The 20431-nt window shown below is 36.1% G+C and carries 25 protein-coding genes; 19 read left to right on the forward strand and 6 right to left on the reverse strand.

Annotation, left to right across the window (positions count from 1 at the left end; all coding sequences use genetic code 11):
* Positions 1–747: 747 nt before the first annotated feature.
* From thiL to tsaD, 5 genes are read left to right on the forward strand one after another with little or no spacing between them, the layout of a single operon-like run.
* Positions 748–1728: a thiamine-phosphate kinase gene (gene thiL, locus AC6CHR_RS23340; protein ID WP_498251526.1), complete on the forward strand. Its 981-nt coding sequence runs from the start codon at positions 748–750 to the stop codon at positions 1726–1728.
* A complete protein-coding gene (gene tsaE, locus AC6CHR_RS23345) occupies positions 1725–2216 on the forward strand; it encodes a tRNA (adenosine(37)-N6)-threonylcarbamoyltransferase complex ATPase subunit type 1 TsaE (protein WP_498251528.1) in 492 nt (163 codons plus the stop codon). The genes thiL and tsaE overlap by 4 nt, the downstream gene beginning before the upstream one ends.
* Positions 2197–2886 carry a tRNA (adenosine(37)-N6)-threonylcarbamoyltransferase complex dimerization subunit type 1 TsaB gene (tsaB, locus tag AC6CHR_RS23350; protein WP_498251530.1) on the forward strand — a complete coding sequence of 230 codons (690 nt, stop codon included), beginning with the start codon at positions 2197–2199 and terminating at the stop codon, positions 2884–2886. The genes tsaE and tsaB overlap by 20 nt, the downstream gene beginning before the upstream one ends.
* A 13-nt stretch (positions 2887–2899) precedes the next feature.
* Positions 2900–3349, forward strand: coding sequence for a ribosomal protein S18-alanine N-acetyltransferase (gene rimI / locus AC6CHR_RS23355; RefSeq protein WP_498251531.1), 450 nt, complete (start codon positions 2900–2902; stop codon positions 3347–3349).
* Positions 3346–4359, forward strand: a complete 1014-nt coding sequence (gene tsaD, locus AC6CHR_RS23360) for a tRNA (adenosine(37)-N6)-threonylcarbamoyltransferase complex transferase subunit TsaD (protein ID WP_498251532.1) — start codon at positions 3346–3348, stop codon at positions 4357–4359. Before rimI ends, tsaD begins: the two co-directional genes overlap by 4 nt.
* Positions 4360–4828: 469 nt before the next feature.
* Here tsaD and AC6CHR_RS23365 read toward each other — a convergent pair whose 3' ends face one another.
* Positions 4829–6769, reverse strand: coding sequence for an ABC-F family ATP-binding cassette domain-containing protein (locus tag AC6CHR_RS23365; RefSeq protein WP_498251533.1), 1941 nt, complete (start codon positions 6767–6769; stop codon positions 4829–4831).
* 236 nt (positions 6770–7005) lie between these two features.
* Between AC6CHR_RS23365 and moaC the strand changes: the two genes are divergently transcribed.
* From moaC to tatC, 4 genes are all read left to right on the forward strand, one after another.
* On the forward strand, positions 7006–7494 hold the full coding sequence (gene moaC / locus AC6CHR_RS23370; RefSeq protein ID WP_498251534.1) for a cyclic pyranopterin monophosphate synthase MoaC: 489 nt from the start codon (positions 7006–7008) through the stop codon (positions 7492–7494).
* A gap of 153 nt (positions 7495–7647) precedes the next feature.
* A complete protein-coding gene (locus AC6CHR_RS23375) occupies positions 7648–8298 on the forward strand; it encodes a redox-sensing transcriptional repressor Rex (protein ID WP_498251535.1) in 651 nt (216 codons plus the stop codon).
* A gap of 17 nt (positions 8299–8315) precedes the next feature.
* On the forward strand, positions 8316–8510 hold the full coding sequence (locus tag AC6CHR_RS23380; protein ID WP_498251536.1) for a twin-arginine translocase TatA/TatE family subunit: 195 nt from the start codon (positions 8316–8318) through the stop codon (positions 8508–8510).
* A 17-nt stretch (positions 8511–8527) separates the two neighbouring features.
* A complete protein-coding gene (tatC, locus tag AC6CHR_RS23385; protein ID WP_498251538.1) occupies positions 8528–9277 on the forward strand; it encodes a twin-arginine translocase subunit TatC in 750 nt (249 codons plus the stop codon).
* A gap of 15 nt (positions 9278–9292) precedes the next feature.
* On the opposite strand, the gene AC6CHR_RS23390 is transcribed toward tatC, so the two are convergent.
* Together AC6CHR_RS23390 and AC6CHR_RS23395 are read right to left on the reverse strand one after the other, a co-directional pair.
* Positions 9293–9496 (reverse strand): YdiK family protein, encoded by a 204-nt coding sequence (locus AC6CHR_RS23390; protein WP_498251539.1) that lies wholly within the window; start codon positions 9494–9496, stop codon positions 9293–9295.
* 2 nt (positions 9497–9498) lie between these two features.
* Complete coding sequence (locus AC6CHR_RS23395) at positions 9499–10227, reverse strand: CPBP family intramembrane glutamic endopeptidase (RefSeq protein WP_498251540.1); 729 nt, start codon at positions 10225–10227, stop codon at positions 9499–9501.
* A 299-nt stretch (positions 10228–10526) separates the two neighbouring features.
* Here AC6CHR_RS23395 and groES point away from each other — a divergent pair, with 299 nt between their 5' ends.
* Positions 10527–10811 (forward strand): co-chaperone GroES, encoded by a 285-nt coding sequence (gene groES / locus AC6CHR_RS23400; protein WP_498251541.1) that lies wholly within the window; start codon positions 10527–10529, stop codon positions 10809–10811.
* A gap of 58 nt (positions 10812–10869) precedes the next feature.
* Positions 10870–12510, forward strand: a complete 1641-nt coding sequence (gene groL / locus AC6CHR_RS23405) for a chaperonin GroEL (protein ID WP_498251542.1) — start codon at positions 10870–10872, stop codon at positions 12508–12510.
* A 107-nt stretch (positions 12511–12617) separates the two neighbouring features.
* On the opposite strand, the gene AC6CHR_RS23410 is transcribed toward groL, so the two are convergent.
* Together AC6CHR_RS23410 and AC6CHR_RS23415 are read right to left on the reverse strand one after the other, a co-directional pair.
* Positions 12618–13829: a tyrosine-type recombinase/integrase gene (locus AC6CHR_RS23410; protein ID WP_498251544.1), complete on the reverse strand. Its 1212-nt coding sequence runs from the start codon at positions 13827–13829 to the stop codon at positions 12618–12620.
* Positions 13830–13850: 21 nt separating this feature from the next.
* Positions 13851–14828: a hypothetical protein gene (locus AC6CHR_RS23415; protein ID WP_498251545.1), complete on the reverse strand. Its 978-nt coding sequence runs from the start codon at positions 14826–14828 to the stop codon at positions 13851–13853.
* 131 nt (positions 14829–14959) lie between these two features.
* Here AC6CHR_RS23415 and AC6CHR_RS23420 point away from each other — a divergent pair, with 131 nt between their 5' ends.
* The 8 genes from AC6CHR_RS23420 to AC6CHR_RS23455 all read left to right on the forward strand — a co-directional run bounded on the left by AC6CHR_RS23420 (position 14960) and on the right by AC6CHR_RS23455 (position 19291).
* Positions 14960–15151, forward strand: coding sequence for a hypothetical protein (locus tag AC6CHR_RS23420; RefSeq protein WP_498251546.1), 192 nt, complete (start codon positions 14960–14962; stop codon positions 15149–15151).
* 41 nt (positions 15152–15192) lie between these two features.
* Positions 15193–15390, forward strand: a complete 198-nt coding sequence (locus tag AC6CHR_RS23425; RefSeq protein WP_498251547.1) for a helix-turn-helix domain-containing protein — start codon at positions 15193–15195, stop codon at positions 15388–15390.
* A 68-nt stretch (positions 15391–15458) separates the two neighbouring features.
* The gene (locus tag AC6CHR_RS23430; RefSeq protein ID WP_498251548.1) at positions 15459–16310 is read left to right on the forward strand and encodes a bifunctional DNA primase/polymerase; all 852 of its coding nucleotides are present in this window, start codon (positions 15459–15461) and stop codon (positions 16308–16310) included.
* Positions 16300–18075 carry a YfjI family protein gene (locus AC6CHR_RS23435; RefSeq protein ID WP_498251549.1) on the forward strand — a complete coding sequence of 592 codons (1776 nt, stop codon included), beginning with the start codon at positions 16300–16302 and terminating at the stop codon, positions 18073–18075. The genes AC6CHR_RS23430 and AC6CHR_RS23435 overlap by 11 nt, the downstream gene beginning before the upstream one ends.
* Positions 18075–18509 carry a hypothetical protein gene (locus tag AC6CHR_RS23440; protein WP_498251550.1) on the forward strand — a complete coding sequence of 145 codons (435 nt, stop codon included), beginning with the start codon at positions 18075–18077 and terminating at the stop codon, positions 18507–18509. Before AC6CHR_RS23435 ends, AC6CHR_RS23440 begins: the two co-directional genes overlap by 1 nt.
* A 53-nt stretch (positions 18510–18562) precedes the next feature.
* Positions 18563–18784, forward strand: a complete 222-nt coding sequence (locus AC6CHR_RS23445; protein ID WP_498251551.1) for a hypothetical protein — start codon at positions 18563–18565, stop codon at positions 18782–18784.
* The gene (locus tag AC6CHR_RS23450; RefSeq protein ID WP_498251552.1) at positions 18781–19068 is read left to right on the forward strand and encodes a hypothetical protein; all 288 of its coding nucleotides are present in this window, start codon (positions 18781–18783) and stop codon (positions 19066–19068) included. Before AC6CHR_RS23445 ends, AC6CHR_RS23450 begins: the two co-directional genes overlap by 4 nt.
* Positions 19055–19291 (forward strand): hypothetical protein, encoded by a 237-nt coding sequence (locus tag AC6CHR_RS23455; RefSeq protein WP_498251553.1) that lies wholly within the window; start codon positions 19055–19057, stop codon positions 19289–19291. The genes AC6CHR_RS23450 and AC6CHR_RS23455 overlap by 14 nt, the downstream gene beginning before the upstream one ends.
* On the opposite strand, the gene AC6CHR_RS23460 is transcribed toward AC6CHR_RS23455, so the two are convergent.
* Positions 19288–20331: an SRA domain-containing endonuclease gene (locus AC6CHR_RS23460; protein ID WP_498251554.1), complete on the reverse strand. Its 1044-nt coding sequence runs from the start codon at positions 20329–20331 to the stop codon at positions 19288–19290. The two genes, AC6CHR_RS23455 and AC6CHR_RS23460, sit on opposite strands and share 4 nt — an antisense overlap.
* Positions 20332–20431 lie beyond the last annotated feature (100 nt).

Here is a 20431-nt window from a genome sequence, read left to right on the forward strand (position 1 = left end):
TATTTAATTCATTACGAAGCATAGATGTTTCGTTTTTTTTATGCACTTTTTTAATAAGGCTCTTATCTGAAAATATTGTTCGAAAATCGACTTTTGGATTTTATCGAATACTTTAACTACAAGAAACAAAGATTATGTATATATAGACGGGAAACGTATGAAGATAGGCATTATCCGGTAATAATAAGCTATGTTGCATCATTGCGAAAAAGGTAAAAGATTACATAACCTAAAAATTCTATCTGCTCACCTTTAACGATATGTGATACGATAGAATGAGTAAAACTTGGATAAACTAGAACTATACGCTAAACTAGATAGAAAAGATTATTCCTTAGGAGACAATCCTAAGGTTTTTTCATAGTATTAGAATTTATTTATATGCTTTGTTTTTACAAGATGTCCAGAGCCCACCCCCTTATTTCAACAGCGGCTTATGCTTGTCAGGTCTGTTCAAGGCTCTTATGCTTTTCTATTGTCTAGCTCCAGAGCCTAGCCCCTCGAGTCATAAGCCACTGATGAATTGAAGGAAAGAACCCCTTCATTTCATCAGAGTCTTATGCTTGTCGGGTCTGTTCAAGGCTCTTATGCTTTTCTATTGTCTAGCTCCAGAGCCTAGCCCCTCGAGTCATAAGCCACTGATGAATTGAAGGAAAGGACCCCTTCATTTCATCAGCGTCTTATGCTTGTCGGGTCTGTTCAAGACTCTTATGCTTTTCTTATTAAAATAAAATTGTGGAGAATGTTATGGATGAATTTGATTTTATAACAAAATTAAAGCCTAGTCATACTTTTCAAAGAAACATAAAGGTTGGCATTGGTGATGATGCAGCTGTTTATGATCCTTCGATGAATAAAAGTCAGGTAGTATGTGTTGATACTATGGTGGAGGGTGTACATTTTTTAAAGCATTTATCTAATCCAGAGGAAGTCGGCTATAAGGCTTTGGCTGTGAATATTAGTGATATTGCTGCAATGGGTGCCGTTCCTCTCTATTATCTTGTATCAATAGCAATTCCTTCTTCCTGGGAAGAGCAAGATCTATTAGGTGTTTTTAAAGGCATGGCTGAATTAGCTGAAACACATAAAATCGATTTAATCGGTGGGGATACAGTCTCTACTTCTGATAAACTTACTATAACTGTTACTGTTATTGGAGAAGTAGAACGGCATGTACACTTGCTAAGAAGTGAAGCTAAAGATGGAGATATTGTTTTTGTGACAGGGTTCTTAGGTGATTCGTCAGCGGGGTTAGCCCTTTTGTTAAATCAAGTAACGGTTGATACTAATTTAGACCGTGAATATTTAGTAGGGCGACATAAGAGACCAATTCCACGAATCAAAGCAGGTCGACTTATTGCTAAGGTTAATAGGGCTTCTTTAAATGATATTAGCGATGGTTTAGCTAGTGAGCTCCATGAGATTGCTGAAGCTAGTCAAATAGGGATAACGATTATTAACGAGGAACTGCCCATTAGTGAATCACTTAGCAAGTTGAGAAAAAAGTATGATACAAATAGATGGATGCTATACGGTGGTGAAGATTTCGAGTTAGTTGGAACGACATCACTTGAATCTTGGCAAGAATTAAGTCAGGCATTTGAAAAGGAAAATATGAAAGTAACAAGAATTGGTATTGTGACTCGGGAACATAATGGAGTACGATTGACTAGCAAAGAACAAAAAACAATGGTTCTCGAAAAGTCAGGATATAACCACTTTAAATGATAAGTAAGGTGAAGATAGTGTATGAATTTATTACGAATAGCACGGATGAAACATTGAATTTGGCGAGGAGATTATCTGAAATTTTAGGTAAGGGTGATGTTGTTACCCTTGAGGGTGATTTAGGAGCAGGAAAAACAACATTTACAAAGGGTCTAGCTGCTGGATTAGGAATTAGACGTAATGTGAATAGCCCGACCTTTACGATTATTAAAGAGTACAATGGTGGTAGGCTACCTCTATACCATATGGATGTGTATCGCGTAGCTGATTCTGAAGAAGACTTAGGATTTGATGAGTATTTTCAAGGTGATGGGATTACCGTGGTTGAATGGGCGCATCTAATAAAAGAGCAATTACCAAGTGAGAGATTAGCAATTGAAATCAGCTATGTTAGTGAATCAGCAAGGAAAATTTCATTCATACCGTTTGGTTCATATTATGTTGATATATGTAAGGAGTTAAGCAATCATGATAGGATTAGCGATTGATACGTCTAACAATGTGCTAGGAATAGCACTTGTTAGTGAAGAGAAAGTTATTGGTGAGTTTATTACAAATTTGAAAAAAAACCATTCTGTTCGAGCTATGCCTGCTATCGAGCAATTGTTAAGTGATTGTGATTTAACTCCAAAGCAGCTTGATAAAATAATTGTAGCTACTGGACCTGGCTCTTATACAGGTGTACGAATTGGTGTTTCAATTGCAAAAACGTTGGCTTGGTCTCTGCAAATTCCGATAGTAGCTGTATCAAGTCTTGAGGTATTAGCAGCAAATGGCCGCTTTTTTAATGGCCTTATCTCACCATTGTTTGACGCTAGAAGAGGTCAAGTATATACAGGGTTATATCAGTATAATCAAGATAGTCTAGTAACGATAAAAGAGGATCAGAACCTGTTATTCGTTGATTGGCTAAGTATCCTTAAAACGAGAAATGAACGAATATTATTTCTTGGAAATGATCTGGCCATTCATCAAGAATCAATCAAAAACATTTTAGCTGATATGGGAGAAATAGGACAAGTTGCCGTGAATAACCCTAGACCAAGTGAGTTAGGATTAATAGGATTGACTAGAGAAGCAGAAGATGTACATACACTTGTACCAAATTATATTCGACTGGCTGAAGCAGAAGCTAAGTGGCTGGAACAGCAAAAGTAAGATGGTGGACTATTTGGATAATAGACTTATGATAAGAAGCATGGAAAAGAAGGATGTAGAAGAGGTTTATCAAATCGAATTACTATCATTTACTACTCCGTGGACGAAGGAATCCTTATACTACGAGCTTGAACAAAATTTATTTGCAAAGTATCTAGTCGTGGAGTTTGAGGACAGACTTGTTGGTTATTGCGGTTTATGGGTGATTATCGATGATGCACAGATTACAAATATTGCGGTTCACCCCGATTTTCGGGGGATGAAAATTGGAGAATCACTCCTGAAATTTTCAATACAGTTAAGTAAAGAGATGAGTGCAAAACGACTTTCATTAGAAGTTCGAGTAACTAATCATATCGCACAATCATTATATAAAAAGGTTGGGTTTGCACCAGGTGGAATTAGAAAAAGATATTATACAGATAATCAAGAAGATGCTTTAATAATGTGGGTGAATTTATGAGTCAAAAAGATCAGTATATATTAGGTATTGAAACAAGCTGTGATGAAACAGCAGCAGCCATCATTAAAAATGGTACAGAGATTGTCTCGAATATTGTGGCATCACAAATTGAGAGCCATAAGCGCTTTGGGGGTGTTGTGCCAGAGATTGCTTCGAGGCATCATGTTGAGCAACTAACGATTGTGTTTGAGGAAGCAATGACCCAAGCAAATCTCTCCTTTGAAGATCTATCCGCAATTGCTGTGACGGAAGGGCCAGGACTTGTTGGAGCACTTTTGACAGGAATTAATGCTGCAAAGGCATTAGCCTTTTCTCAAGGGTTGCCCATTATAGGTGTTCATCATATTGCTGGACATATATATGCTAATCGATTAATTAGTGAGTTTGAATTTCCATTATTAGCTCTAGTTGTATCAGGTGGTCATACAGAACTCGTCTATATGAAAGAACACGCGAGCTTCGAGGTAATTGGAGAAACATTAGATGATGCAGCAGGAGAAGCATATGACAAAGTAGCTAGAACATTAGGTCTTCCATATCCAGGTGGTCCTCATATCGATCGGTTAGCACAAGCAGGTGCACCGACAATTGATTTACCAAGAGCTTGGCTTAGTGAGGGTTCCTTTGATTTTAGCTTTAGTGGTCTGAAATCTGCGGTCATTAATACCCTTCATAATGCTAAACAAAAGGGGATTGAGCTAGACCCGAAAGATGTGGCTGCAAGTTTTCAAGCTAGCGTTATTGATGTACTAGTTACAAAAACTGTACGTGCTGTGGAAAAATATAATGTGAAACAACTATTACTAGCAGGCGGTGTAGCTGCTAATAAAGGATTACGAACAGCTTTAGAAAAAGAATTTTCTTCTAGGGAAGGATTTCAGCTGCATATCCCTCCTTTGGCACTTTGTACAGATAATGCGGCAATGATTGCAGCTGCCGGTAGTGTTTTGTATGGAAAAGGCATTAGAAGTGATTTAGCATTAAATGCTAATCCTGGATTAGAGTTATAATTAATAATTGTTTTAAAATACAGCATAACTGATTTATGCCTTCGATTATTCGAAGGTTTTTTTTCGCAAAAAAGCTTTTTTCACATATTAGCTGAATGTCTCAAAAAATTGCAGAGAATAGGATGTATTTTAGTCATACACTTTCAAGAAATAGTTATAAACAAAGTTATCCACATAATATACACGACTTTTGTTGAACTGTGTAAAAAAGATGAGAATCCTGTCATAGCAAGATAAAATAGCCTGTGTATAACTATGGTTAATTTAACAAAAAATGTGGATAATGTGCATAAGTCTGTTGATATGTTGAAAATAAAGGTTTTTCACTGTGGATAAAAGATTAAGAATTGGCTGATTTAATGATCCATATAATGATGTCGAAATATGGAAGGTTATTGTTTTCATTGGTTGGAACTAGTGATCTGCTATCAACCGATTGGTTAATAAAAAGAAAAAAACAGTGATAAAATCACTGTTCGTGTAACTGTTCCCATTCGTTCATTAAACTTTCGAGCTTTGTTTGTATCGTTTCGTTTTCGGTATTGATCCGTTGTACTTCTTCATGGTTTTGATAGATAACAGGATCACAGAGCTGGGCTTCATTCTTTTCGAGTTGATCCTCCAAATGACTTATTTCAGTCTCAATTTCCTCTATCCTTCTTTGTTTTTGTCGTTCTAATTTCTTTATTTCCTTTTCTTGTTGGTATGTTTTTTTTCCTTCATGGTTGATGGCTTCAGTCTTAGAAGTGTTTATATTATCCACACTTACTTCTAAGCGTTCTAACTCTAATTGTTCCTCTTTTTTTAAGATAAAATAGTCATAATCTCCGAGATATTCCTTAAGGTTCTGACTAGAAAGTTCAAAAATCTTAGTTGCAATTCTATTAATAAAATATCTATCGTGAGACACGAAAAGGATTGTTCCAGGATAATCAATTAGTGCATTTTCTAAAATTTCCTTACTATCTAAATCTAGATGGTTGGTTGGTTCGTCTAGGATCAGAAAGTTAGCATTTTGGAGCATTAATTTAGATAATGCCAGTCGCGCCTTTTCTCCACCACTTAAAGAGGATACTGGTTTTAAGACATCGTCACCAGAAAATAAGAAATTTCCTAAAACGGTTCGAATTTCTCTTTCAGTCTTTTGTGGATAATCATCCCAGAGTTCATCTAAAACACGTTTATTAGATGTAAGGTCTGCTTGCTGCTGGTCATAGTAACCAATTTGAACATGGGAGCCTAGGTTAAAGGATCCTGATAAAGAATCAAGTTTCTGAACAATTGATTTTAATAAAGTCGATTTGCCGATACCATTCGGACCAACGAGAGCAATACTTTCGCCACGTGATATCGAAAATGAGATATTTGATATCACAGGATTAGCAGAATCATATGAAACAGAAATGTCTGATGCCTTTAGTACATCATTACCACTTTGTCTAGCAATATCAAATTGAAAGTTTGCTGACTTTTCAGAGCCTAGTGGTCTATCGACTAAATCCATCTTTTCTAGTTTTTTCCTTCTGCTTTGAGCAAGCTTTGTTGTTGATGCACGTGCTAAGTTTTTCTGAACGAAATCTTTTAATTTTGCTACTTCATCCTGTTGTCTTTCATAGGTTTTTAATTCTTTTACATAGTTTTCTGCTTTATGCTTTAGATAACTACTGTAATTGCCGATGAATTTTGTACTAGTATGACGGCTAATTTCATAAACCTGTGATACAATTTTATCTAAAAAATAGCGGTCATGTGAGACAATTAAGATCGCACCAGGATAGTTTTGAAGGTATTGTTCAAGCCAGGTTAATGTTTCGATATCTAAATGGTTCGTTGGTTCATCTAATATCAATAGATCAGGACTAGTTAATAAGAGCTTCCCTAAAGCTAATCGGGTTTTTTGCCCACCGCTTAATGAGGATATTTTTGTATTAGGATCAAATTTGCTAAAATTTAAGCCATGGAGAACAGATCGAATTTCTGCTTCGTATTGATAGCCACCGTTTTCTTTGAATTTTACTTGTAAGCCATCGTATTCTTTTAATAGTTGTTCAAATTTTTGAGCTTCTGAAACAGGATCTACTGTGGACATCCTTTGCTCAAGATGTCTCATCTCTTGTTCCATTAATTGAAGCTCTTTAAAAACTAAGTTCATTTCTTCCCATATTGTTAAGTTAGATTCAAGTCCTGTATCTTGGGCTAAATAACCAATGGAGACATCCTTTGGTTTAATAATGTCACCAGAATCGAAGGATATTGAACCAGCAATTATTTTTAAAAGAGTAGACTTACCTGCTCCGTTGCGTCCGACAATGGCAATCTTGTCTCTTGTTTGTACTTCTAGCTTAATATTCGCTAAGATAGGATCTGCACCAAAATATTTACTGAGCTGATTTATCTGTAATAAGATCATTGTATTCACCCCTACTAATGATCTAAGTGTAGCTTAATAGAGACTTATCGGCAACAAAGATACATGTGGAGGGGAATATTACTAGCAATGATTTCAAAACCTGCCCTTTTGAAGTCTAAGTTTGTGTAGTTGGGGACTTCATAGTAATAAGCTATAGCCATATAATTGTCACAATAACTAAACAGACAGATTTTAAAAAATAGTGTATAGTCTAGGTATAAGGGAGATTTGTATATATGACTGAATTTACCCACTTTAATGAACAAGGCAGAGCAAAAATGGTAGACATTTCTGCTAAAGAAGTTACAGTTAGAACAGCAACAGCTAGAACTAGTATTCAATTAACCGAAGAAGTTTATCATAAAATAAAGAATCATCAAATTGGAAAAGGTGATGTGCTTTCAGTTGCGCAAGTAGCTGGAATTATGGCTGCAAAGCAAACATCGAATGTTATCCCTATGTGCCATCCAATTCCAATTAAGGGTGTAGATATTACATTCGAGTGGGATCTTAACAATAGTACGTACATCCTAAAGATTGCAGCAACTGTCAAAACGAAGGGTAGTACAGGTGTTGAGATGGAAGCGTTAACTGCTGCTAGCATTTCAGCGCTCACCGTTTATGATATGTGTAAAGCAGTGGATAAAGGAATGATCATAGGTCCAACCTATTTAGTAGAGAAAACTGGTGGCAAAAGTGGAAATTTTTTGAGAAAAGACATATGATCGTAGTTAATAAGTTATCTGTTACTTACAAGACGCGTTCCCTAAATATTTCCTTGTGATGAATGCAGCAGATAAACTAATTTTTTCTTTCATTTTAAAAGGTGGCGTCAGTATACATCGTTGCCAGTTTTGTAAGAATGTGAGGTATAAGAAGTGAATATCGAACAATCTAAAATACCACAGGCTACTGCTAAGCGGTTGCCGTTGTACTATCGATTTTTAAAGAATTTACATTCATCTGGCAAGCAACGAGTTTCTTCTGCTGAGCTAAGTGATGCCGTAAAGGTAGATTCGGCCACTATTCGTAGAGATTTTTCATATTTTGGCGCCCTAGGAAAAAAGGGGTATGGTTATAATGTGAATTATTTGTTATCCTTCTTTAGGAAAACATTAGATCAAGATGAAACCACTAGAGTTTGCTTGATCGGGGTGGGAAATCTGGGGACAGCCTTTTTACATTATAATTTCACAAAGAATAATAATACGGTTATTTCCCTAGCTTATGATGTCGATCAAGAGAAAATAGGGACAGAAATTGGTGGAGTGCCAGTTCTAAATCTAGATACGCTCGAGGAAAATCTACCTGAGGATGTAACGGTTGCGATTCTTACCGTACCTGCTACTGTTGCTCAGTCTATTACAGATAGACTAATTGTAAAGGGTATTAAAGGAATCCTTAATTTTACTCCAGCAAGATTAAATGTTCCAGATGATATTAGAATTCATCATATTGATTTGGCTGTTGAGCTTCAGTCATTAGTTTATTTTTTAAAACATTATCCAAACGAAGATAAATCATCTTAAAAAGGAGGTGGATCTTGATGCCAAACGTGGGAATCGGTAGCCTTTTATTAATCGTTTTTGTAGCATTACTAATATTTGGACCTAAAAAATTGCCTGAGCTAGGAAAAGCAGCAGGTAATACATTACGTGAATTTAAGCATGCAACAAAAGGTTTAGCAGATGATGACGATGATGATGTGAAAAAGGTAGAGAAGAAGGAAGAAGTCAAGTAAGATAGGATGAACCCGATATGAAATTTGAAGAAATGTCGGTCATTGAACATATTACAGAGCTAAGAAAACGACTTATTCTTATTGTCGTTTTCTTTTTCATAGCTGTTATTGGAGGCTTTTTGCTTTCAAGGCCGATTATCGTTTACTTACAGCATACTGATGAAGCCAAGAATTTAACGCTCAATGCGTTTAATCTAACTGATCCTTTAATGGTATACATGCAATTTGCATTCATAATTGCATTCATTATTACGTCACCGATCATTTTGTATCAACTATGGTCCTTTGTTAGTCCTGGTCTATATGAAAAAGAAAGAAAGGTGACATTAAGTTATATTCCAATTTCCATTGGCTTATTTCTACTAGGCGTCTCTTTTGCCTATTTTCTATTATTTCCGTTTGTCGTAGACTTTATGGAAAGAATCTCAAACGACCTCGAGATCAACCAAGTGATAGGAATTAATCAATACTTTACATTTCTACTTCAACTAACTGTTCCGTTCGGTCTTTTGTTTCAATTACCAGTAGTTATCATGTTTCTAACTAGGCTGGGTATTGTCACGCCAATGTTTTTAAGTAAGGTAAGAAAATATGCTTACTTCGTGTTGCTAGTCATTGCAGCATTTATTACACCACCAGAAGTCACTTCACATTTAATGGTCTCGCTACCATTGTTTATTTTATATGAAATAAGTATCTGGGTATCAAGAGTGGCCTATAGAAAGTCACAGAAGGTACGTTTTGAGGAAGAAAATGCAAAAAAATGAGACTGGTGAACAGTCTCATTTTTTTTGATCCTTTTTTTTGAGTTTACTTGCGAAGATAAACATTCTGATTCCTACACCTATATCAAAGGTTGCAATCAGCATTAATAAAATCGTTGGGAATGAAAATGCATCTTCTTTAGCACTATTAATAGCTAAGTATGTAAAAAGGACCCCCATTACTAAGTAAAAAATACCCATGGAAATAGGGTTCATCTTCATGTTTATAAGCCTCCAAAAATAACTTGCACTTGCTGGGTTTTTTCAAGTAATTCCATCATTCTTTCAATATCGTCTCTATAAACGCTTTGAACGAGAATAACCATTGTATTCATAGCGACATGAGCAAAAATAGGAACGATGATTCGCTTTGTTTTCACATAGAGAAAGGCAAAGGTAAATCCCATTGCAGCATATAATAATAGGTGCTCTGGTTCGCCATGTACGATAGAAAATAGCAAGGAACTTATCAAACCCGCAATAAGAAAGTTTGTTTTTTTATAGATAGCACCAAATATGATCTTCCGAAAAATAATCTCTTCTAGAATTGGTCCAATAATTGAGGTAACAAGGATAACGAATGGTGACGCCTCAATAATTTCGACAATCATTTGCGTATTTTCTGAACCTGCTTCAACATCAAATAAATAAATTTCAATATTTGCTGCTAAACCTTGTGCAAATATAGCTAAAAAGAACCCACCTATTGCCCAACCTACTGAAACGCCAATGGAAGATGGTTCACCACCCATTTCTCTTTCATCTCGACGTTCTTTTCTTAATAAAAGGAGAATAATGATAAACGCAAGAGCAAAGCTAAAAATGGTCCAATAAGCAAATCTATCAATTGGGGTGTTTCCAATATCAAAGTAAGTTAAGATGATGTTCCCAACCGGACTTGATAGTTGCATTAGCAAATAAGTTAATAAAATAAACCAATAATGCTTTTTCATACTAGCCTCCTTCAGTTACCTTCTATCTTGTGAAAATGGAAATTAAATTTAACAAACCCTATTGTATCATATCTACCTCCCATCATATGTATGATAAAGATTAAGAAATAGACAGCTAATGTTTATTTAATCGGAGCTTTAGAGATAATCTAGAAGATAAGTTTCAAAAAAATTCAACTTCAGACTTGAAATTGGAAGAGATCTTATATAATATAATAAGAGTGTTAGCACTCGTATACACCGAGTGCTAATAAAAAGGAAAATAAATCAATTTAAAGAATTTGAGGAGGTTGTTTCACTTGATTAAACCATTAGGTGATCGCGTTATTATCGAATTAGTTGAATCAGAAGAAAAAACTGCTAGTGGGATTGTTCTTCCTGATAGTGCGAAGGAAAAACCACAAGAAGGTAAAGTAGTAGCTGTTGGTACTGGTCGTATCTTAGAAAGTGGAGAAAAAGTAGCACTTGAAGTAGCTGAAGGCGATCGTATCATCTTCTCAAAATATGCTGGTACTGAAGTGAAATATGAAGGTACTGAATACTTAATTTTACGTGAAAACGACATTTTAGCTGTTATTGGATAATCGATACAGCACACATATCATAGAACACTGTTAAAAACTTTGAGGAGGTTTTGTAAAAATGGCAAAAGATATTAAATTTAGCGAAGAAGCTCGTCGATCAATGCTACGTGGTGTTGACGCTTTAGCAGATGCAGTAAAAGTAACATTAGGACCTAAAGGACGTAATGTGGTTTTAGAAAAGAAATTCGGTTCTCCTTTAATCACAAATGATGGTGTGACAATTGCAAAGGAAATTGAATTAGAAGATGCATTCGAAAATATGGGTGCTAAGCTTGTTGCTGAAGTAGCAAGCAAAACAAACGATGTTGCTGGTGACGGTACAACAACTGCAACAGTTTTAGCTCAAGCAATGATTCGTGAAGGCCTAAAGAACGTAACAGCTGGTGCAAACCCAATGGTCGTACGTAAAGGGATCGAAAAAGCTGTTAATGTTGCATTAAAAGAACTACAAGCGATTTCAAAACCAATCGAAGGCAAAGAGTCTATCGCACAAGTTGCAGCGATCTCTGCTGATGATAAAGAAGTAGGTCAGTTAATTGCTGAAGCTATGGAACGCGTTGGAAACGATGGCGTTATCACAATTGAAGAATCTAAAGGCTTCTCTACTGAACTAGAAGTTGTAGAAGGTATGCAATTTGACCGTGGATATGCATCACCATACATGGTAACTGATTCAGACAAAATGGAAGCAGTTCTTGAAAATCCATATGTTTTAATCACAGATAAAAAGATCACAAACATCCAAGAGATCTTACCAGTATTAGAGCAAGTTGTTCAACAAGGTAAACCTCTATTATTAATTGCAGAAGACGTTGAAGGTGAAGCATTAGCTACACTAGTAGTGAACAAACTTCGCGGAACATTCAATGCAGTAGCTGTTAAAGCACCAGGCTTTGGAGACCGTCGTAAAGCAATGCTTGAAGACATTGCGATCCTAACTGGTGGAGAAGTAATCACTGAAGAATTAGGATTAGATCTTAAATCTGCAAATATTGATCAATTAGGCCGCGCTTCTAAAATTGTTGTAACAAAAGAAAATACAACAATCGTTGAAGGTGCTGGAGATGCTAGCCAAATTGCAGGTCGTGTAAACCAAATCCGTGCTCAAGTAGAAGAAACAACTTCTGAATTTGACAAGGAAAAATTACAAGAACGTCTTGCTAAATTAGCTGGCGGTGTAGCTGTTATTAAAGTTGGAGCTGCAACTGAAACAGAATTAAAAGAGCGTAAACTACGTATCGAGGATGCTCTAAACTCTACTCGTGCAGCAGTAGAAGAAGGAATCGTTTCTGGTGGTGGTACTGCTCTAGTAAACGTATATAACAAAGTAGCAGCACTTGAAGAAGAAGGCGATACTCAAACAGGTATCAACATCATTCTACGTGCATTAGAAGAGCCAGTTCGTCAAATTGCACACAACGCTGGTCTTGAAGGATCTGTTATCGTTGAACGCTTGAAAAATGAAGCAATCGGCGTCGGCTTCAATGCTGCAAACGGCAAATGGGTAAACATGATTGAAGAAGGTATCGTAGACCCAACTAAAGTTACACGTTCTGCACTTCAAAATGCAGCATCTGTAGCGGCTATGTTCCTAACTACTGAAGCAGTTATCGCTGACAAGCCTGAAGAAGGCGGCGGTGGCGGTATGCCTGATATGGGCGGCATGGGTGGTATGGGCGGAATGGGCGGCATGATGTAATCATGTCCCCGGAATCCCTTTAATAATGGGGATTTTAACTCCTTAGATACCCTGGAAATTACCTATGGGTAACGAAAGGGTAACATTTTCTCGAATAAGGATCTGAATTAGAGGTTTTCCATTAGTTCTTTGAACTTTTGGGAAGCCTCTTTTTTCATTTCTTTTGTTACATGTAAATAAACATTCTTCGTAGTGTCTTCGTCCTTATGTCCTAAACGCTCCATAATCTGAGGTAGACTTACTCTAGCTTCAGCTAATAGAGACGTATGAGTATGGCGTAATGAGTGTGGAGTAAGTTCAGTGTTTAAACCAGCAAGCTTTAATAACCTTCTCATACGATTTTCTATTTTTTTAATGTAATAGGGGTAACCAGGTAATTCGTCATCGACACCAGCAAATACAAAGTCTTCATTATGGTAAACGTCTCTATATCTCATGATCGCTTTGTTTTGAAAGGCTTTATGTTTTAATAACTCATTGATCACGGTTTCATCTATATCAATAATACGTACTGAAGTGTTAGTTTTAGGTGTTAGTAGCTTATACTTTTTTCTGTTATTAGTTGGGTTGTAATATGTTTTAGAAATACTTATATTTTGTTCTTTTATATTAATATCCCTCCATTTTAAAGCACATAGCTCCCCCGTCCGTATTCCAGTATAAGCTAGTAATAAGAAGATAGTATAGTCCTGATCTAGTCCCATTTTTTTTGCTACGTTTAGGAAGTGTTTAAGCTCTTCTTTCTCTAGATACTTAGGGAGGTCCCTTTTTTCTTCTATTTCTTCAACTGTTTTCTGGTTTTTAGGAACATAGGTGAATTCAGATGGGTCTGTCTTTAATAATCCTAGTTCAACTGCTTTTTTGAAAATCATCCTACCGGTTCTATTAGCACCTTCTATTGTATTTTGTGCATAGCCTCTTTTCTTTAAGTCATTTAAAGCTTCTTGGTATTGACGTCGTGTTATACATTTTAATTTTAATTTAGCAAAATAATCTAGAAGGCGTTTTATTTCGTGTTTACGAATACGAATTGTACTCTCTTTTACGTCTCCTTTTGCTTCATATATGGAAAGCCATTCGTAAGCAAAATCTTCGAATGTTAAGTTAGTTTCTTCTACATATATTCCTTGGTTAATTTCATTTTTAAGAATGGCAGCTGCAGCCTCGGCTTCTTTTTTGGTGCGAAACCCACCCTTCTTTTTTTGTTTTCTTTTTCCTGTTTTAGGATCTTTCCCTATATCTTCGATGAAAGCCCAACTAGCACCACAACTACATTTTTTACCGTTGCACTTACAACGAGGTTTATAATAATAAGTCATTGTTTTTTATCATTTCCTTCTTCATCTTTTTTTTCGATTTCTATAAGCTTCTTGCTTACATGCATCGGAACAATATTTTTTGCGTCTTGATTTTACGAAAGGCAATCCGCAGCTCCTATTCGCACATCTATAGATATTTCTGTCATCATTAATGGTTTGCCATAAATCGTAATAAATTGCGGCTAACAAGTAGTCAGTATACCTGTTCTCTACAACTTTAAAACTCTTAGTCAAAGGGTTACGAACTATATCGCTAACACCTATTTGTATTCCTCCTTTTAGACGTGATTCTAAGACTTTAGATAATGTATATTGCCCGATTTCCAATAATGACTGTTTTTCCATTGTTTCTGGCAAATAAAGAATTTTTTCTCCTGTAGACCAGTAAACATACCAATCATCATTGAACTCGAATTCTTCAAAATGAGATGTGTATGGGTTGTTTTTATTGCGATTTCCAATCCTAATTATCTCTTTAATTCGCTCCTCAGGACTTTCATTTCTGATCACATCATATAATTTTAAAATTCTTTGCACATCATTAATATGCCAAAACCATAGCTCAATTGGTTCAAAAACACTAAATCCATAATCATTAAAGATATAAGACACCTGTATAGTGTATTGAGCTGCTGGGTAGGGGCTCTCTAAATGATTCTTGTCGGGATGCTTTATCCCTAATAGACCATATTTTTTTGAAAAGGATTCAATGTCTTTAATTGTTTTTAAGCCAGCGAATTCATTCATCAGCCCTTCATTATTAAAAATAATTTGATGAGGATCTGGTTTTGATACGTCTAACTTTAGAGCTATTGATAGTTCATGCCCTGCAAGTATTTTTATTGCTATTCGCCAACTACTGATACTTTCAATTAAGTATTCTTCAGAAAAACCCCCAATTTCAATTTTTTCCTTTTCTAAGTTCTGAACATCAACTAACTCAACATGATCTACGTCTATCATTGTGTTTGTTTCTGTTAGTGGATAAAAGTAATCCATATAATTTACCTCCATGAAATAGTTACTTCTTGTTACGATAACTTAAGTATATATATTGTTATATCGTAACAAAATGTAATGTAAAGATTATAACACCAACTCTAACCTATAACAACTAAGGAGGCAAAATGATGAATTATTATCAAAGAAATGAAGATATCAGAAGAGCCAAAGGGTCTATTCCTAACTGGGTGGTTGCTGAGAAGTTGGGCATACATGAGAACTCCTTCTACCGCCTTTTACGAAGTAAACTATCTTCAGAGAAAAAGAAAGAGATTTTAGAAGTAATTGCAAAGCTAAAGTCTGCGCAAGAGAATAGTTAAATTCTAATAAGAAAAAATTTTAGCTCAAAGGAGGGTGAGAAATGGTTGAGCATAATCTCCCCGATATTTTAACAGCGCAACATATTGCTGGTTATTTGGGTATTTCTCGACGTCGTGTATATGAACTTTTACAGATGAGTGAAGAGGTGGGAGGGATACGTAATTTTCAAATTGGTTTATCAAAACGCGTAGATAAAAAAGATTTTTTGCGGTGGATTGAACATAAAAAAAATAACTAAAAGAAAAAGTTCGAAACAGCGTTATCGATAACAAATATTCTCATAAACAGAAAGGAGATTTCAATGAAGTGAATATTTCCACATTATCACAAAATGGAAGAGCTGCTATAGCTTATGCTAGCAAACTTAAGTGGGCTGTATTCCCAATTCATACACCATTGGATAAAGGTTGTTCTTGTCAAAATCCAAAATGTACAAGCGTTGGAAAGCATCCTAGAGTTAGTAGAGGATTAAAGGTAGCAACAGTCAACCTAAAATTGATATTTGAATGGTGGGAGAAATGGCCTGAGGCTAATATTGGAGTAGCAACAGGTGAGATGAGTGGTTTTATAGCACTAGATATTGATCCACGTCATGGTGGAGAAGAGTCAATAACAAAATTAATAGAAGAAAATAATTTCTTACCTGAGACAATAGAAGCAATTACAGGAGGAGGTGGCCGCCATATACTATTCAAGTCTACTTGTTACATTAAAAATCGGACCAACATATTACCGGGAATCGATATTAGAGGAGATGGTGGCTATATAGTTGTTCCTCCGTCTATTCATATGAGTAGGAAAAAATATGAATGGGAATTATCAAGTCGCCCGCTTGAAGTACCTTTAAGATCTATACCGCCTTGGTTACTTCAGATGTTAGTGGAACCTGGAGAGGGGGACTTGAAAAAGAGATCTGATTCTCATTGGGTGAAGATTCTGAAAGGGGTAGGGGAAGGTGAGAGAAACGTTAACGCTGCATCCCTTGCAGGCTATTTACTTCGACACGGTATTGCAGCCCCAGTGGCATATGAATTAATGCTTATTTGGAATCAGAGAAATAATCCACCTGAATCTATTGAAGCGATAGAGTCCATCTTTAACAGCATATTAAGAAGAGAGTTAAAACGGTTGAAAGGAGGTGGTGTAATTGGGAATTAATCCAGATTTATTGGCAGGGTACGAGAAAGCCAAAGAGGCAAATAAACTGGAGCGCAAGGGGGTGAAAAGTGTTGAATGGTGTGCCCCCATTCTTTATGAGGAACATTCTCTTCCTCCATTTCCTGTAGATGTGTTTCCCGACTGGTTAAGAAAGTATGTAGAAGGTGTCGCGGAATCTACCCAAACCCCCATAGATGCTCCAGCGATAGCTGCTATTTCTATATTATCGACTTCACTTGCTAAGAAATTTCATGTTCTATTAACAGCAGAATGGAAGGAATCTTTAAACACATATTCTATCCTAGCACTTCCTCCCGGGAATAGGAAAAGTTCCGTCTTTAAAGCTTTAGTGGAACCTATCACTACTTTCGAAAAAGAGGAAAGGGAACATTTAGCAATGGAGGTATCCCAGCAGAAAGTAAGGATGAAAGCCAAGCAAAAGCGAGTGGAACAACTTGAAAAGGATTATTCAAGAAGTGGAGATGCAACGACTCTGGACGAAATTATGGCGTTGAGTAATGAAATCGAACAAGAAGAGATAATATGCTTGCCGCGTTATATATGTGAGGATGTGACACCTGAAAAACTTGCCGACTTAATGGCAGAGAACAAAGAAAAAATGGCTCTTCTATCAGCAGAAGGGGGCGGAACTTTCAGTATCATGGCAGGTCGCTATGCCTCAGACGGTAAAGCGAACATTGAAATATTTTTAAAAGGGTTCAGTGGTGACTATTGTGCTGTTGATCGAATAGGGAGAGCTGCAAAGGTATTGAACGAACCTGCTCTAACTATCGGACTCTTTATCCAACCTGATGTAGTACGAGATGTCCCAAGAATATTCCAGGAAAGAGGATTAATGCCCAGGATTTTATATTCTTTTCCGCAATCCTTAGTAGGCTACCGGAAAATTACACCGAAGCCTATTGAGCCAGAAGTGAAGAATCAATATATTGAGACAATCAAGAAATTGATGGAGATAAAGGATAAGGAAAACATACCGCTAATGCTAAGTGACAATGCTAAAAAAGAGGAGATAGCTTTAAGGGGAGAGATAGAAAAAATGTTCCTTGAAGGCGGCACATTGGCTGAAATGAAAGAGTGGGGCAGCAAGTTAGCGGGACAGATTATTCGTATTACTGGACTCCTACATATAGCCGAAAATGCGCAATCCTTTGTCAATGGATGTATACCAAATAAAATAAACGAAATTACGTTTACCAAAGCTAGACAGCTTACGAGCTATTTTATAGAACATGCTAAAGCGGCTTATGGATGCATGGGATGTGATGAAGACGCTAAAGATCCAAAGTATTTACTTGAAGTAATTAAGCGCCAAAACAAAATGGAAGTAGCGTATAGAGATATTCAAGTATTAACGAGTAAACGATTCAAAGCTGATCGATTGAAAGCTTTATTTAATGAATTAGAAGATCGGGGATTTGTTTATAAGAAATACATTGGAAGAAAGGTTGTTTACGAGGTAAATCCATATTTCTTATATCCTAGTAAATATGGCTACACGACCTACAATGATGTAGAAACGCAGCGGGAAAACGAAATTGAAAGTAGCGAGCCCCAACAAACAATAGACTACAGCTCCTACAAAAATAAGTTGAACACGGAAGAAAATGTAGGATTAGTAGAAAAAAGTAGCAATGACAGGGGAACGTTACCTAACCATGATAAAAAAGCTATTAAGGTCAATGTAGGTAATGTAGGAAAAGATTCAAAGAAAGTAAAGCATGGTAAGGACTTAATAATATAATGGATGCCCTATCAATTATCAAATTAGTAGAGCTCGCGGGCTTTGATTTAAGTACAGATGCGGACAAGATTTTTATTAGTCAAGGAGAGTATTTACCGGATGCTCTTAAAGATAACATTAGAGAGTTTAAGCCAGAAATATTAGAAATTTTACGTAGGGATGTGCAAGCTAAACAGAATGGGCTAACAATAGGTATTCCAGGAGAGGTTTATACAGTTACAATTAATAAATTTAGCTTTGTGTTTATTGAATGCATTGGTGGGAGATGGGAGGCCTGGAGGGAAACATATACACCTTATAAGTCAGATAAAAGTAGTACTAAAATAATAAGTAGTGGTGTCACGTTTGGTTATGTTTTAGCAAAGGTTAATAAGTATTTAAAACAAATAGAAAGGAAGACTAAAACTACTTCAAAACATTCATATTTTGTTTAATAAAATATAGCCTAATTTACTCTTATAACAACATTTATAGGGTGTGAGAAAAAATGAGTATGCCTAAAGGTAATATTCGATTAAAACGACCACAAGATGTTAGGCGCCTGCTATCTAGGGTAATTAATGAGCTTATGCAACTTGAGACAGCTAGCATTGATAGAGCTAGGGTAATTGCTACTTTATCTAACAGTATAATTAAGGCAATGGAGGCAGGTGAATTAGAGGAGCGGATGAGAGATATAGAAAAACATCTAGGGATTGAAAACAAATGAGGATACGCCAAAGGATTATTAAATCAGAGAGAGCACTTCCTTCTGCAGCTACCAATATAGTAGAGGAAGAATTGAAATATGTATATAGCTGGTTAGTAAGAAATAGTGAAGAATACAGAAATTGTATTAGAATGCTTTTTAGATTACAATGCAAGGCCGGGCTTTCAGTGAATAATTGGGAGCAGTGGGAAGATCCATTTAAACAAGAGGCCATAGTATATATGGAATGTAAAAACAGGCTTATTGAGGAACATAAGGTGGAGAATAAACATGAAATATATTAAAGTGAAAATTGAAAAGGCAACTGTATTTCTAACAATTGATGAGTTGGAGTGGTTGATGAATTTAAATAAAAAATTTGCCAGCCAATTATTATTACAAGATTTAAATATTTTTAAAATTGGACTAAGAAGAGGTAAATATTTTTCACGTAACAATAGACAAAGTGACCGTGAAGTGGAAAAATACCAAAAAGAAAAAAGGCCCTTCTCTAAGGAGGGCTTTTAAGAGTTTGCATTTTGTTTGCCGATTTCAATTAATTTAATCACATCTTCCTTAAGGTTAAGATAGTGCATTTTTCTGTGGCAGTTAGGACAAAGAGCAACACAATTTTCAATAGTATCTGCCCCACCATTAGCTAACCAGTCTACGTGATGGGTTTCAAGAAATGGCTTACCGTTCTTATCTTTAAAAGGAGCTTCTTTTTCGCATAACTGGCATATCCCATTAGCTAACCTCTTTACATACTCAGATATATAAGGATTGCGGTCAAATGCGGTCGCTGTTATTGTTCGGATGCTATTTTGTTTTTCGGTATTAGCTTTTTCTGCTCGTTTTTTAAGATCTCTAGTGCTATTAGACGCTAATTTAGCACGCCTTTTTAATTCATCACGGTCAAGTTTATTTGCCTGCTTTTCCTTATTATTATATGTTTTTGCTAATACCTCTTCAGGGACTGTATAGGATGCTCCAACTATTTTTAGCGGGAACTTCCATACCTTTCTTAAGTTCCCCTCCTGATCTTCCTCATCGGATTGAAATGGTTCTTCCGCTAAGGCGACTTGTCCAATAAATGTATATTCTCCAGGCGTATACACTTCAAATAAATAAACTTTAATCCCATTTTCGTTTGAATCATGGAGTGTCTTGTTCTGATTCCCTTCTAAAACCTGATCTCCAGTTAAGCCCATGCCTGTGTAATACAGAATATCATTTACCCATTTATCTTCGTAAACATTTTTTAGATTAGAGTGGTCTGAAACCACCACAAGAGTGTGAGTGGTATTGGACCTTCTCATTCCTCCTTGTGTTGAACATTTGAAAGTCATTGCTAAAGTATCATTATCCATTACTGTCCCTGGTTTTAAATTACCTATCCCACGCTGCCGAGTTTCTACCCACGCCTTCACCTCGTCTATTTTGAATTGTTTGTCTCTTCCAAATTGAATATAAGGCATTCCCTCACGAACCATCCTATAAATTGTTGCTCTGGAAAGCTTTAGCTCTTCAATAAGCTCCGCAGTTGTTAGATATGTTTTTTCTTCCATAAAAGTAACCTCCTTCTAAATATGATTATATTCAGTCTCACGTTCCGTGTCAATAAATTCTCACATTCCGTCTCATGTTGAGTTGAGGAACTACTTACAA

It is taken from the genome of Metabacillus sp. GQ13, assembly GCF_059758525.1.

What these genes read in the sequence shown, in the direction of transcription:
- thiL (WP_498251526.1), top strand. Translation starts at nt 748, where the DNA reads ATGGATGAATTTGATTTTATAACAAAATTAAAGCCTAGTCATACTTTT.
- tsaE (WP_498251528.1), top strand. Translation starts at nt 1,725, where the DNA reads ATGATAAGTAAGGTGAAGATAGTGTATGAATTTATTACGAATAGCACG.
- tsaB (WP_498251530.1), top strand. Translation starts at nt 2,197, where the DNA reads ATGATAGGATTAGCGATTGATACGTCTAACAATGTGCTAGGAATAGCA.
- tsaD (WP_498251532.1), top strand. Translation starts at nt 3,346, where the DNA reads ATGAGTCAAAAAGATCAGTATATATTAGGTATTGAAACAAGCTGTGAT.
- AC6CHR_RS23365 (WP_498251533.1), bottom strand. Translation starts at nt 6,769, where the DNA reads ATGATCTTATTACAGATAAATCAGCTCAGTAAATATTTTGGTGCAGAT.
- moaC (WP_498251534.1), top strand. Translation starts at nt 7,006, where the DNA reads ATGACTGAATTTACCCACTTTAATGAACAAGGCAGAGCAAAAATGGTA.
- AC6CHR_RS23380 (WP_498251536.1), top strand. Translation starts at nt 8,316, where the DNA reads ATGCCAAACGTGGGAATCGGTAGCCTTTTATTAATCGTTTTTGTAGCA.
- tatC (WP_498251538.1), top strand. Translation starts at nt 8,528, where the DNA reads ATGAAATTTGAAGAAATGTCGGTCATTGAACATATTACAGAGCTAAGA.
- AC6CHR_RS23390 (WP_498251539.1), bottom strand. Translation starts at nt 9,496, where the DNA reads ATGAAGATGAACCCTATTTCCATGGGTATTTTTTACTTAGTAATGGGG.
- AC6CHR_RS23395 (WP_498251540.1), bottom strand. Translation starts at nt 10,227, where the DNA reads ATGAAAAAGCATTATTGGTTTATTTTATTAACTTATTTGCTAATGCAA.
- groL (WP_498251542.1), top strand. Translation starts at nt 10,870, where the DNA reads ATGGCAAAAGATATTAAATTTAGCGAAGAAGCTCGTCGATCAATGCTA.
- AC6CHR_RS23410 (WP_498251544.1), bottom strand. Translation starts at nt 13,829, where the DNA reads ATGACTTATTATTATAAACCTCGTTGTAAGTGCAACGGTAAAAAATGT.
- AC6CHR_RS23415 (WP_498251545.1), bottom strand. Translation starts at nt 14,828, where the DNA reads ATGGATTACTTTTATCCACTAACAGAAACAAACACAATGATAGACGTA.
- AC6CHR_RS23420 (WP_498251546.1), top strand. Translation starts at nt 14,960, where the DNA reads ATGAATTATTATCAAAGAAATGAAGATATCAGAAGAGCCAAAGGGTCT.
- AC6CHR_RS23425 (WP_498251547.1), top strand. Translation starts at nt 15,193, where the DNA reads ATGGTTGAGCATAATCTCCCCGATATTTTAACAGCGCAACATATTGCT.
- AC6CHR_RS23440 (WP_498251550.1), top strand. Translation starts at nt 18,075, where the DNA reads ATGGATGCCCTATCAATTATCAAATTAGTAGAGCTCGCGGGCTTTGAT.
- AC6CHR_RS23445 (WP_498251551.1), top strand. Translation starts at nt 18,563, where the DNA reads ATGAGTATGCCTAAAGGTAATATTCGATTAAAACGACCACAAGATGTT.
- AC6CHR_RS23450 (WP_498251552.1), top strand. Translation starts at nt 18,781, where the DNA reads ATGAGGATACGCCAAAGGATTATTAAATCAGAGAGAGCACTTCCTTCT.
- AC6CHR_RS23455 (WP_498251553.1), top strand. Translation starts at nt 19,055, where the DNA reads ATGAAATATATTAAAGTGAAAATTGAAAAGGCAACTGTATTTCTAACA.
- AC6CHR_RS23460 (WP_498251554.1), bottom strand. Translation starts at nt 20,331, where the DNA reads ATGGAAGAAAAAACATATCTAACAACTGCGGAGCTTATTGAAGAGCTA.